The following is a 12,088-nucleotide window of genomic DNA, read 5'->3' as shown; positions in this document are numbered from 1 at the left end:
CTTAACCTAATTTTACTTCTATGCGGATAGCTTTGATGAAGTGGGGCTTATTCATGAGATAGAATATTGATAATATTGTCGAAAGGATCCTTTACAAAAAAACGCCTTACTCCCCAAGGTTCATGGGAAGGTCCATAAATGATCTCAAAGCCATGTTTTGTTATTTCCGTTAATGCTTGGTCTAAGTCGTCCACTTCGATAGACAAATACGGTACAGGCAGGCCGTCTCCTCCCTGAGAGGCGAAACTTACCTGCGTTCCGCTTTCTTCAGAGGACGCATAAGTTGCGATCCATCCATGGTTCATCACGTTTTGTAAGCCTAATACGTCACCATAAAAGGTTGCTGCCAATTCAATGTTATCTGTTTCTATATTTGCTACAATACGTTTTACCTTCATGAGCTTACTTTTTCTTTGTCCCCTTAGATGAAAATTTATCTAGCTGAAAACAGGGGTTTTCCGGGTTCAATCAGCCTAATTTAAGAATCTTTCTTTATTATTGTAAACGTTGCTTTTGAAATCGTTGTGTTTTTTGGGATGTGTATTGCAAACATGTTGACCTTAAAATGAAATATAATGAGTTACTTTTGGAAAGCTTACATGTTCTTCTTCGCGGTTCCCTTTCCGATGATATTGTACTATAGTATCAATTACAATTCTGAAATAAGGGGAGACGGTACAAATCCTTGGTTGGCTTTAACCTATCTGTTAATTTCGCTGGTATTGTGGACGATCGTTTTATATAAGCTTTATCAGCGATGGATCGCACTCACTTTACAGACCAAATCAAATATTGAGTCGCTGCTTCGTGATGGCGTGTTAAAGGATGGGGAAATTGTGGACGTGAAAACGCTCAAACCTGTCGCAAAAGACGTTGAAACCTTGGAGGTATCGGTGCGGTTTGAGAATTTTTCAGGCACGAAGGTTTTACAGACAATACCTATTAATGATAGTAAGCCGCAACAGAATCGATACGAAGCAGGTAAACGTATAAAACTACGGATTGATAAAACCTTAAAAAGCAGCCCCGTCTTCATACCGGATGGGGTGCAAGTAGAATTAAGGAAAAGTCAAATGTTTCTTTCTATCATAGGATGGTTATTGGCTTTAGGGCTTGTTATCGCCTATTATATTTTCTCCTATCAATTGGAAAGCAGAGGCACCGGGTGGCGATTCCTTATCTTCTGGCATCCCTTATTATTATGTCCTTTAATTTTATTGCTCAGCTTCCTCGGCTTGGATGCTTTACTGGGACAACTTAGTGGCTTACCCAAGGATGTATTACGATTGATCTTCTATGGAAAGCAAGCTACTGCGAGGATTTTAAGCGCAAAACAAACCGGTACTTACATTAATGAACAGCCACAGGTGCGGTTTGAGTTGGATTTTAAGGACGAGAGGGGTCGGACGCATAGGGTAAGTCTTAAGAAAATCGTAAGTCTGCTGGAGGTGAGTATAACTCAGCAACAGACGGTAGACATTTTTTATTTAGAAGAAGATCCCCAAACAATAGCTTTTAGCAAGGATCTGAATGATTAATTTCAATAGGGTATTTAAATTTTCATGAAAACTTACAAACTTACTATCTTATTGATAGGTTCCCTAAATATTATGGTTGCTTGTAACAGTATAACCAAAAGCATTCGAGATACTTTTGATGACTCTTCAAAAGCTGAGAAAGATACTGCGGCTTCAGCAAGTAACCTCATGCCGGATACTAGTAAGCAAGAAACTGTTCAACAAAGAAAAATATATAAAGAAGTTACACCACCTCCGGTAAAAGATTTTTTAAGTGATACCCTTGCCCTTGGAAAGGCAGAGCAATCCTTAAGGAAACTTCCGCAATATAATGGAAAGAAAATCAGACTATATGACGATATTCACTTTTACGATGATGGAAGGGTGATGCTTAATCTTCAACATCCCGAGAATCCGGAGTATATTGATGCTTACGAATATGATGATGGGGTATGGAGTGAGCCAAAGCCTGTTCAAATTTCTATTAGAACTAATCTACAAAGTAAGCTGTTTGATCTGGATAGAATTAAATTCAGAACGGTGTCAACTATTATGAATAACTATAACGAAAAGGCGGGAACGATAGAGGGAGCAAAACCGGTCAACCATGTGTACGGTATTGTTTGGGATGGTGAATTTATTTGGTATCCTCGAAGTATAAACGGTTCAAGGCAACGTTTTGCCATCGACTTTAACCTAGATGGTTCGGTGAAAATGTTTAGGCGTGAGTAGTTGGACAATATGAATTTAGCCTTAACATTGGTTTTCTGTTTTGCAAAAAAGAGTGCTTAGCTGTTTATCGCTTTCCAGATTAAATCTTTAAGTTCCTGCAGTCCTTTTTGTGCGACGGAGGAAATGAAGATGTAAGGGATTTGCTCTGGAAGGTCTTGCTCCATTTCCAGCTGTAGTTCCTCGTCTAGCATATCGGATTTTGTAATGGCTAACAGACGGGGTTTATCCAAGAGCTCCGGATTGTAAGCCGTGAGTTCGTGTAAGAGAATATTAAACTCTTCTGCAATTGAGCGGTGAGTGTCAGCAGGAACCATAAAAAGCAATACGGAATTACGCTCGATATGTCTTAAGAATCGATAACCCAGTCCCTTTCCCTCAGAGGCGCCTTCAATGATGCCAGGAATGTCGGCCATCACAAAAGATTTGTTATCGCGATAAGATACGATACCCAAATTGGGAACTAATGTTGTAAAGGGGTAATCGGCTATTTCGGGCTTAGCTGCAGAAACTACGGAAAGTAGCGTGGATTTACCTGCGTTCGGAAAACCGACCAAGCCTACATCAGCCAATACTTTGAGCTCCAAAACAATCCATTCTTCTATGCCAGGCTCACCAGGTTGAGCAAAGCGTGGTGTTTGTTGCGTTGGTGTTTTGAAATGCCAGTTGCCTAATCCGCCGCGCCCCCCGGGTGTGAGAACCTTGGTTTCACCGTCTTCGGTAATATCAAATAGGACTTCCCCTGTTTCGGCATTCCTGGCGATAGTGCCCAACGGAACTTCCAAGATTTCATCTTTTCCGTTCTTGCCATGTTGCAATGCGCTGGAGCCCGGCCCGCCGGGCTCAGCGATAATGTGCTTTCTGTATTTAAGGTGCAAAAGCGTCCATAATTGACTATTGCCCCGCAGTATAATATGGCCTCCTCTGCCCCCGTCGCCCCCGTCAGGTCCACCCTTTGCTGTATGTTTGTCGCGATGGAGGTGGGCAGAGCCAGCCCCTCCATGACCGGAACGACAACAAATTTTAACATAATCGACAAAGTTTGAACCTTGAGCCATTTTTTGTTATTGAATTACTGGAATTAATAGCGGTCTACAACAGCGCATATTGCCTTAAAAATCTCATCAATGGATCCTATTCCATCAATATTCTGTAGTTTTCCTTGTTGCTGGTAATAACCGGCAACCGGTGCTGTTTTTGAATTATATTCTACGATACGTTTGCGGATGATTTCGGGATTAGCATCGTCGGCACGACCGGAATCTTTTCCACGTAGTAATAGTCTTTTTTCCAGCTCGTCTTCATCAACCTGAAGTGCTATCATGCCGGATATTTGCGCTCCTTTTGATGCTAAGAGTTTGTCAAGAGCTTCAGCTTGCGCTACGGTACGTGGAAAACCATCGAAAATAAAACCCTTTGCCTCTTGATTACTATCAAGCTTGTTACTGATCATACCGATTACAACTTCATCAGGAACCAGCTTACCATCATCCATCAGTTTTTTAGCTTCTAGTCCTAAAGCAGTTCCCTGCGCAATTTCACTTCTAAGGAGGTCTCCTGTAGATAGATGGACTAATTGATACTTTTCAATAAGTTTTTGGGATTGTGTACCTTTTCCGGCGCCTGGAGGGCCAAATAAAACTAAATTTAGCATGTTATGAATTTTTTGCTCAATGTGTTTTTACATCGAGACACGGTTAAACTTGTACAACCAACGGTTTCCACAATCTACATCTTTGCCGCTAGCTTTCTTCGGAACTTTACTTCTTTGAAGTTTTGTACGTTGTTAATGATAACAAAAGCCTTGCCCACTTAAGAATTCGGCCCTTGTTACATTCGTATAAATGACTCTTTAGTAAAAAAGAGCGGTCGCAAAGGTAAGGCTTATTTTTTTATTTTTTTGCATTCAATCATGAAAGATTCATATGTGCAAACAGGCGCTAAACGATAAGTATCCGAATACTTTGTAAGAAGGAAGGTTTGTTTTATAGGTGGATGATATGTTTTAAGTCAAAAGAACCTAATGTGCTGACTATATACAGGAAAAGAAAGATGATGGATAAAACATCATCTTTCTTAGATATGCTTTAGCGTGTGGTGTAGCCACCGTTTGCAAAAATGGTTTGTCCGGTGATCCACCAACCATCTGTTACCAAAAATTCAACTAACGGCGCGATATCTTTGATGTCTGTTAGGCCACCCAAAGCGGAGGCAGATTTATGATAAGCCACCGCATCGTCGCTTTCTTGCCCATAAAAGAAGGGGGTATCCATTGGTCCGGGCGCTACTGCTGTAACGGATATGCCACGTTCACCGAATTCCTTCGAAGCCGATCGCGTAAAGTCTTCTACCGGTGCTTTTGCACCGGCATAAGTTGAATAATAACCGGTATAGGCAGCAAGTAAGGAGGTTACAATGGTACATATTTTTCCGTTATCGTTAAGCTGTTTTCCAGCCTCCTGAAGGAAGAAATAGGCTACTTTTGAATTGATGTCAAACATGTTGTCATATTCTTCTTCTGTAGTATCTACGAATGGTTTTTTCAATACACGTCCTACCGTATTAATCGCAATATCGATTCCTCCATATTTGCTTTTTGTTTCTTCAAAAAGCTTTTTGATATTGGCAATCTGGGTGAGATCAGCCTGAAAAAGAAACGCATCACCACCCGATTGTTTTATAGCTGCAAGTGTTTGCTCGGCATCTGGCCGGGTCTGCTCACTGTTGTAATGAATTGCGACTTTTGCACCTTTTGCTGCCAGATTTCTACTCAGCAAACCTCCAAGGTTTTTACCTCCACCGGCAATAAGAACTACTTTTCCATTCAAATCATTTCGTGCCATAGCATTTAAATTTTAAGTTTATGAATTAGACAAAAATCGGATTCGGTTCACTATTATTATGGTGAACTTTTCGGATTTTTATTTAAGAGACCTTCGGTGTCCGGGATTCCCGGAATTGACCGGGAGTTTGACCGGTCATTTTCTTGAAGAATTTTGAAAAATTAGAAGGATCATAAGTTAAGAGAAGCGCAATTTCCCTGACAGGATGTTCAGAATCAGACAAAAGCCTTTTTGCCCAATCAATTATTTTTAGATCGTAGAAATGACAAGGATGGTGGCCCCTCGTCTTTTGTATTGTATCAGTTAAATGATTGTGCGATACAAAAAGCTTTTCAGCGATTTGCTTAAGGGACATCATTTCTGTGGCTCGCGCCTCAACGATATCCAGTAGATGCTTATCTAATAAGCGAAAGTATTGTTCCGTGATCTCTTCACTCCTTGTAAGCTGTTTCTCGTTTTTCATCGTAGACTGATTAACGGTTTTATTAAACAGTTGAATTATTTAGCGTTAATCGCAAGTTAAAAATAATTCTATAAAGACGAATAGCGTATAGTCCTGAAATTTGCGGCTTGTTTGTGCATTTCGCCAAATACCGGAAATTCAGTTCGCAAGTTTAAGGAATAGTTTACTGAGCTCCTTATTGATTTTTAATCGAACAATACGGATATTTAATTGGAATAATTTTTACAAATAAGTTGTCCGAAAAGATTGTTTAACATGTATTTTTATGACAAAAAAACGCTTCCTATCCCTTTGTCTGTTCATTGTAATGATATTTGTTGTGCATGCACAGTCGTTAAGGATTAACGGTGTATATATTGGTGCAGAGCTATATACCACACCCTTTCAAGGCATGCAGATCAATAATATCGTGATCTATTTCAGAAACGATGGTACCTTTAATAACGCATTAAGCCAAACTGACTGGAAAACGAAAGTTAGCGGTTATTATACAAATACAAATAATATCGTACAGCTGACATTCCAAAACGGGGATGAAAGCGAAAAGTATACGTTGGCAACCAATGGTAATCTCGAAAGCACCGCTGGTGTGAAGCATACTTTACATAAGGTGAAGAAAGTGGCGGTTCTTCCCGCGGGCGTATATGAAAAAAGGAATGCTTCTACCAGTGGGGGTATGGGAACAGGTACGCCGGCTGTAGGTGCTTTTTCTTCAAATTATCTGTATTTTGATGGAAAGGGAAATTTTTCGATGGACCGTTCCGGCATGGTAGGAGTAGCAGGAGATGCAACAGGGGGTACCGTGGGTGGCCAATTTGAAAAAAGGGGTATAAGCAGTGGAACGTATCAGCTTGGCGATGGAGAAATAACGTTTACATTCGGCAATGGAACAGTTTCCAAACATAGCTTCTTTTATAGTCCACCGAACGAAGAAGACCTGGTTTTGCTGGATGGAGAATTCTATTTCCGACAGGAAGAGGGGGAAGCGACTATAACTACACAACGAACAACAGAGGATAGCGGCCCCGCCGACCTATCTGTGACAACCCGGCTTCCTACACCAGCCGATCTATTAATTGGTCTCCGGAGGCAGTATGGTGGCGAAAGTATAGATAAGATAACAACTGTCAGAGAAATTGCCACCATAACAGGTAATATACAAGCTACCCTTGTAACCGATATTGTCAACAATAAAATACGCGCCGAGCTGCGACGAAACGGTAAGTTGCTGCTGGTAAAACAGCTGAACGGAAATGAAGGCTGGCAGTGGGTAGAGGGAGTAAAAAAAGCCCTGTCGCAAGACGAAAAAGAGGAGCTAATGTTAAGCTTGTACCAAGGGGTGCTGGGTTTACATAAAAATTTAAATAGCTATTTCTTAAGCGGAGTTGTCTCTCCATCCGGAGACGATTATATCATTACTTTCTACAAAAATCAGCATAAAATTGTTTATTTGATTGGCAGTGATTATTCCTTGAAAGGAAACGCCTATACCATTCATGCTGATCCCAATATGTCCATTTATAAAGATTTTAGGGAGACAAACGGCATCACATACCCCGGTACTACGGAATCTTCCGATGGAAAGACAAAAGTTACCGCAACCACTACTTCGATTGAGTTTAATCCGGTTTTGATGAGTAATGACTGGAAGATACCGTAGAAATATAAAAACGAACGCAATAGAACGGACAAATTAAAGTGGTAGAAAATTAAGAGCAAAAAAAGTTGAGAGTATAAAATTATTCGAAGGAACAGGGTTTCTATAATGGATGCTATAGAAAGGAGCCGAATGAAAAGTGAAATACCAAGTACGCAAGGTTACATTTGGGCTAGAAAAGAATAAAGATTTTTGCAAAATAAAAAAGCGAAATATATTCATTATATATCTCGCTTTCTGATGTGCACTTGAAGGGAGTCGAACCCCTAACCTCCTGATCCGTAGTCAGGTGCTCTATCCAATTAAGCTACAAGTGCGTTCCGAATTGGAATGCAAAGATATGAACGATTGTTAAAATTCCAAAAATATTTAAATAAAAATAGCTTAAAAATTTTGTGCTCTTTGTTAAATAATTGATTATGTGGGTAAAAAAAGAAGTGATTTTTTTGATGGGATGTATTTCAGTGAATATTTGTACATCTTGGTACAAGATATGTGGTAAAATGCATGCATTGGTAAAACTTATTTTTAGCTTTGAAGTTTATAAAGAACATGAATTATCAGTTTTCCGTACAACGAAAAAAAATACGAGTGGGGGATATCAGCGTCTCTTATTTGCTGAAAGAGTCTGCCCGTCCAACGAAGACCGTCATTTTTATCCATGGCTTTCCCTTTAATAAAAATATGTGGATATATCAGTTAGAAGCACTACCGGAAGACATTCGAGGTATTGCTATGGATGTGCGTGGCCATGGGAGGAGTACAAGTGGACATGGTTACTTCAGTGTGGATGTTTTTGCACAGGATTTAATCGCGTTTGTAGAGAGATTGGGATTGGATAAAGTGGTGTTGTGTGGAATTTCTATGGGAGGTTATATCGCTTTACGGGCTTATCAATTAGCTCCTTCAGTCTTCCATGGAATGGTGCTGGCCGATACGAACTCGCAAGCGGATTCAAATGAGGCTAAAATTAAACGCTTCGATACCATACAGTCGGTACTAAAATATGGTAGACGAACTTTTGCTATAGGTTTTGTAAGGAATGTTTTTTCGGAGACGAGCTTGCAGACAAGGACGGAAGAGGTCGACTTGATTCGTAGTAGCATCAGAAGGAATGATATCCGTAGTATATGTGCAACTCTTTTGGCTTTGGCTTCAAGAACGGATACAACAGAAAGTCTGCATACCATCCCTTTTCCTTGTTTGATCATTAGGGGAAGTGAAGATAAGTTGATGACCCGAGAGCAAGCCCAAGTATTGAAAGAGCATATTAAATATGCAGAATTAGTGGAGATTGAGCACTGTGGGCATCTGCCTAATTTAGAAGCCCCTGAAATTTTTAATCAGATCTTGGAGCAATATCTTGCCAAACTTGTTTAGTTGTGGGTATTGTGCTTTGTGGGAGGTTGTTCGCTGAATTCTTTCTTTTTGGCAGGGCTTTTTAAATTGGCCGGCTCTTTTTTGTATTGCGTGTCTTTCTTTTTTTTAACGACTTTATTATCCTCCGGTGTAGATTGCTCGGAGTCGTGGGGTTCAAACTTGTTTTTGCTTTGCCTGTTCATGGTGTAACGATTTGTTTGTAGAATGTTTACGTTGATTTAACACAAAAACACATTTTTTGTTTTAACTGCACAGTTAGGTAAAGTAAATTTGCCTATTCCTAATATATCAAACGAATGAGGGTAGCTATTAATGGTTTTGGTCGTATCGGCCGAAACACTTTACGAAATATAATACGAAGAAATGATGCGATTGAAATAGTTGCCATTAATGACTTGGCTGATGTAGCGACGCTTGCACATTTATTTAGATATGATTCGGTACATGGTCCGTTCGAAGGGCAAGTCGCTATCAGTGGTGATGATTTGGTTGTAAATGGAAAATCCATTCGGATTGTTAACGTCCGTTCTCCACAGGATTTACCTTGGGATACGCTCGACATTGATGTGGTGGTAGAAAGTACCGGAAAGTTTACGGCTAAGAACCTGGCAGCGGAACATTTGAAGGCGGGCGCGAAAAAGGTTTTGATTTCGGCTCCCTCTCCTGATAAGGAAGTGCCAACAATCGTATTAGGAGTAAATGATGAAACGGTCGATTGGAGTAGTCCCATTTTGTCTAATGCTTCCTGTACCACAAATAATGTAGCTCCACTCATTAAAGTATTGGATGCACATTGGAAGGTTATAGATGGTTATATAACGACCGTCCATTCCATGACCGGTGATCAGAATCTGCACGACGCGCCACATAAAGATTTGAGACGAGCGCGAGCTGCTTCTTCATCCATTATACCGACCACAACAGGGGCTGCGAAGGCAGTAACGAATGTTTTTCCTCATTTGGATGGAAAATTAGGTGGTGCAGGCATCCGTGTACCTGTATTGAATGGTTCGCTAACTGATTTTACCTGCATATTGGAGAGAAAGCCGTCGGTATCGGAAATTAACAATGCGTTTGCTAAAGCAGCTGAAAACGATCTGAAAGGAATTTTACAGTATACGGAAGATCCCATCGTTTCGATCGATATTGTCAACTCACCTTTTTCCTGTATTTTCGATGCCCAACTAACGTCAGTTGTAGGGGGACTGGTAAAGGTTGTGGGCTGGTATGATAATGAATTTGGGTATTCTAATCGCTTAGTAGATCTATTGCTTAAGTTAAAAGCTAATCAGGCTTTTTAGTTATCGATTTGATGTTTAGGGAATAGGACTTCGGAGCGTGATGTGTTTAAGTCTATGTTAATTCACGCTTTCCGCGGTATTGCTTTATTGCAGAAGCAAGCATTTTTCTATATGTTTGCTGCAACAGTGCAAGCTGCAAGGTTAATGAACAGGGGGCTTTCGAGCTTTTGCGAGACGGAAGTAACCCGTAATGGCATACTGAGCAGCAGGTTCTTTTTTACTGACTTAGCAACGCGAACAACATATTATTAATAACTATTCAAATGAAGACAATTGAAGATTTTAACTTTTCCGGGAAGAAGGCTTTAGTGCGGGTGGATTTTAATGTGCCATTGGATGAAAATTTTAATATCACAGACGATAATCGTATAAAAGGAGCAAAACCAACAATCGAAAAGATTTTAAAGGACGGTGGAGCTGTGATTTTGATGTCGCACCTTGGACGACCAAAAGATGGGCCTACCGACAAATTTTCCTTAAAACATATTGTAAACCATCTCTCTAAAGAGCTGGGTGTTCAGGTCGCTTTTGCAAATGACTGCATTGGTCAAGAGGCGATTGATAAAGCAAAGAATCTAAAAAATGGCGAGGTATTGTTGCTAGAGAATTTGCGCTTCTATAAAGAAGAGGAAAAAGGTGATGAGACTTTTGCCGAAAAATTAGCGGCATTGGGTGATGTTTATGTAAATGATGCATTCGGTACTGCCCACCGGGCTCATGCATCAACAGCAGTGATTGCGAAGTTTTTCCCTCAGGCTAAATATTTCGGTTATTTGATGGCCGCAGAATTAAAAAACGCGGAAAAGGTATTGAATAATCCAGAAAGACCATTTACAGCTATTATGGGTGGTGCAAAGGTTTCTGATAAATTAGAACTGATTGATGCATTACTTTCTAAAGTGGATAATCTGATTATCGGTGGCGGAATGGCCTATACTTTTGTGAAAGCAAAAGGAGGAGAAATTGGACAATCGCTTGTTGAGTTGGATAAACTTGACTTAGCAAATAGCTTAGTGGAAAAGGCGAAAGCAAAAGGAGTCCAGTTGATTTTGCCTACAGACTCGCAGATTGCCGACAAATTTGCAAATGATGCTGCTGTCTATGATGGTCCGAACAACCAAATACCAGCCGATAAGATGGGCTTAGATATTGGGTCCGAATCAGCGAAGAAGTTTTCAGAAGTTATTAAATCGTCTAAAACTATTTTGTGGAACGGACCAATGGGTGTGTTTGAGATGGACACTTTTGCAAAAGGAACCAAAGCAGTTGCGGAAGCGGTGGTGGAAGCGACGAAGGAGGGGGCTTTTTCTTTAATAGGTGGTGGCGACTCTGCTGCGGCTGTTACAAAGTTTAATATGACAGATGATGTAAGTTACGTAAGTACCGGTGGAGGTGCCCTGCTTGAGTATATGGAAGGTAAAGAGCTGCCAGGAGTAAAAGCAGTGAACGATTAGTTTTACCTAAAGATATAAGACAGCAAAGGAGGGACACTGCCCTCCTTTGCTGTTTATTTTTACAGAAATTATTGCGTTGGTTCATTTGAATCTACCGCTGTTTGCACTTTGTGTGCGACGGTGGCCTTGTTGACTACCGATTTGACACTTTTAATACTTCTTGCCGTCTGTTCCGCTTCTCTCATGCTTTCTTCATCCGGAAAAGTGCCGGTAAATGTTGCGATGCCTTCTGACACAACAACTTGTGCTCCTGGTTCTAATACGTATTCAATTTCCTGCTGGGCACGCTGATCCTTCAATGATTTTGAGCTACATGATATTAGCCAGAAACATACTCCCATTACTATAACAGGTAGTACGAATAACCGTTTGGAGTTCATGACTGCTAAAATTTGATTCTAAATTATAATTGGCCGCTATTTGTTTTATGGATGCGGTTTTCTCTAATACAATTTTGGTTGTATAATGTTTTAAACTGTTGCTCCTCAGTTGTTTAATCTGTTATAAATTTAGGGATATTCCATCAATGTTACAATATTTTTCAGTATTTCATTCGGTTTTTTTCAGCTGATATTTTTTCTTTTTTCGTTTGAAGGGGCTGATGGTCAAAGGTAAAAAAGGACTTGAAGCGCTTAAGAGACTGGTTTTTTCCAATCGTCAATTTATGGTTGGAAATTGCGAAAAAATGGCGGTGAGTGGGAGGAAGTACCTGTGGAAAACTTTTTTGTGGGAGAAAGTGGGAGA

The 12,088-nt window shown here is 40.3% G+C and carries 13 protein-coding genes and 1 tRNA gene; 6 read left to right on the top strand and 8 right to left on the bottom strand.

Features of this window, described 5'->3' with window-relative positions; genetic code table 11:
- Positions 1 to 47: 47 nt before the first annotated feature.
- Positions 48 to 398: a VOC family protein gene (locus tag FKG96_RS24350; protein ID WP_013663406.1), complete on the bottom strand. Its 351-nt coding sequence runs from the start codon at positions 396 to 398 to the stop codon at positions 48 to 50.
- Positions 399 to 575: 177 nt separating this feature from the next.
- On the opposite strand from FKG96_RS24350, the gene FKG96_RS24345 reads away from it, so the two are divergent.
- Both FKG96_RS24345 and FKG96_RS24340 read left to right on the top strand, forming a co-directional pair.
- Positions 576 to 1,538 carry a hypothetical protein gene (locus tag FKG96_RS24345; protein ID WP_130858319.1) on the top strand — a complete coding sequence of 321 codons (963 nt, stop codon included), beginning with the start codon at positions 576 to 578 and terminating at the stop codon, positions 1,536 to 1,538.
- Positions 1,539 to 1,562: 24 nt separating this feature from the next.
- Positions 1,563 to 2,249, top strand: coding sequence for a hypothetical protein (locus FKG96_RS24340; RefSeq protein ID WP_130858320.1), 687 nt, complete (start codon positions 1,563 to 1,565; stop codon positions 2,247 to 2,249).
- Positions 2,250 to 2,305: 56 nt separating this feature from the next.
- Here the strand turns inward: FKG96_RS24340 and obgE are convergent, their stop codons facing one another.
- The 4 genes from obgE to FKG96_RS24320 form a co-directional block, all read right to left on the bottom strand.
- Positions 2,306 to 3,304, bottom strand: coding sequence for a GTPase ObgE (obgE, locus tag FKG96_RS24335; RefSeq protein ID WP_013663403.1), 999 nt, complete (start codon positions 3,302 to 3,304; stop codon positions 2,306 to 2,308).
- 23 nt (positions 3,305 to 3,327) lie between these two features.
- On the bottom strand, positions 3,328 to 3,900 hold the full coding sequence (locus FKG96_RS24330) for an adenylate kinase (RefSeq protein WP_130858321.1): 573 nt from the start codon (positions 3,898 to 3,900) through the stop codon (positions 3,328 to 3,330).
- A 433-nt stretch (positions 3,901 to 4,333) separates the two neighbouring features.
- Complete coding sequence (locus FKG96_RS24325; RefSeq protein ID WP_013663401.1) at positions 4,334 to 5,089, bottom strand: SDR family oxidoreductase; 756 nt, start codon at positions 5,087 to 5,089, stop codon at positions 4,334 to 4,336.
- Between the two features lie 82 nt (positions 5,090 to 5,171).
- On the bottom strand, positions 5,172 to 5,552 hold the full coding sequence (locus FKG96_RS24320) for an AraC family transcriptional regulator (protein WP_130858322.1): 381 nt from the start codon (positions 5,550 to 5,552) through the stop codon (positions 5,172 to 5,174).
- Between the two features lie 265 nt (positions 5,553 to 5,817).
- Between FKG96_RS24320 and FKG96_RS24315 the strand changes: the two genes are divergently transcribed.
- On the top strand, positions 5,818 to 7,212 hold the full coding sequence (locus FKG96_RS24315) for a hypothetical protein (protein WP_149106256.1): 1,395 nt from the start codon (positions 5,818 to 5,820) through the stop codon (positions 7,210 to 7,212).
- A 240-nt stretch (positions 7,213 to 7,452) separates the two neighbouring features.
- On the opposite strand, the gene FKG96_RS24310 is transcribed toward FKG96_RS24315, so the two are convergent.
- Positions 7,453 to 7,526, bottom strand: a tRNA-Arg gene (locus FKG96_RS24310).
- 235 nt (positions 7,527 to 7,761) lie between these two features.
- Between FKG96_RS24310 and FKG96_RS24305 the strand changes: the two genes are divergently transcribed.
- Entirely contained in the window at positions 7,762 to 8,589 is an 828-nt protein-coding gene (locus tag FKG96_RS24305; RefSeq protein WP_130858324.1) for an alpha/beta fold hydrolase, read from the top strand.
- On the opposite strand, the gene FKG96_RS24300 is transcribed toward FKG96_RS24305, so the two are convergent.
- On the bottom strand, positions 8,586 to 8,771 hold the full coding sequence (locus FKG96_RS24300) for a hypothetical protein (RefSeq protein WP_013663396.1): 186 nt from the start codon (positions 8,769 to 8,771) through the stop codon (positions 8,586 to 8,588). The genes FKG96_RS24305 and FKG96_RS24300 overlap by 4 nt on opposite strands.
- 114 nt (positions 8,772 to 8,885) lie before the next feature.
- Here FKG96_RS24300 and gap point away from each other — a divergent pair, with 114 nt between their 5' ends.
- Both gap and pgk read left to right on the top strand, forming a co-directional pair.
- Positions 8,886 to 9,890 carry a type I glyceraldehyde-3-phosphate dehydrogenase gene (gene gap, locus FKG96_RS24295; RefSeq protein WP_130858325.1) on the top strand — a complete coding sequence of 335 codons (1,005 nt, stop codon included), beginning with the start codon at positions 8,886 to 8,888 and terminating at the stop codon, positions 9,888 to 9,890.
- Between the two features lie 263 nt (positions 9,891 to 10,153).
- A complete protein-coding gene (gene pgk, locus FKG96_RS24290) occupies positions 10,154 to 11,344 on the top strand; it encodes a phosphoglycerate kinase (RefSeq protein WP_130858326.1) in 1,191 nt (396 codons plus the stop codon).
- A gap of 68 nt (positions 11,345 to 11,412) precedes the next feature.
- Here the strand turns inward: pgk and FKG96_RS24285 are convergent, their stop codons facing one another.
- On the bottom strand, positions 11,413 to 11,643 hold the full coding sequence (locus tag FKG96_RS24285) for a BON domain-containing protein (protein WP_041386995.1): 231 nt from the start codon (positions 11,641 to 11,643) through the stop codon (positions 11,413 to 11,415).
- Between the last annotated feature and the right edge of the window lie 445 nt (positions 11,644 to 12,088).

The sequence above is a fragment of the Olivibacter sp. LS-1 genome (genome assembly GCF_008245145.1).
GTDB classification, from domain to species: Bacteria; Bacteroidota; Bacteroidia; order Sphingobacteriales; family Sphingobacteriaceae; genus Olivibacter; species Olivibacter oleidegradans.
Note: the sequence above shows the minus strand (reverse complement) of the source record. Positions and strands in the feature narration are given on the sequence as shown.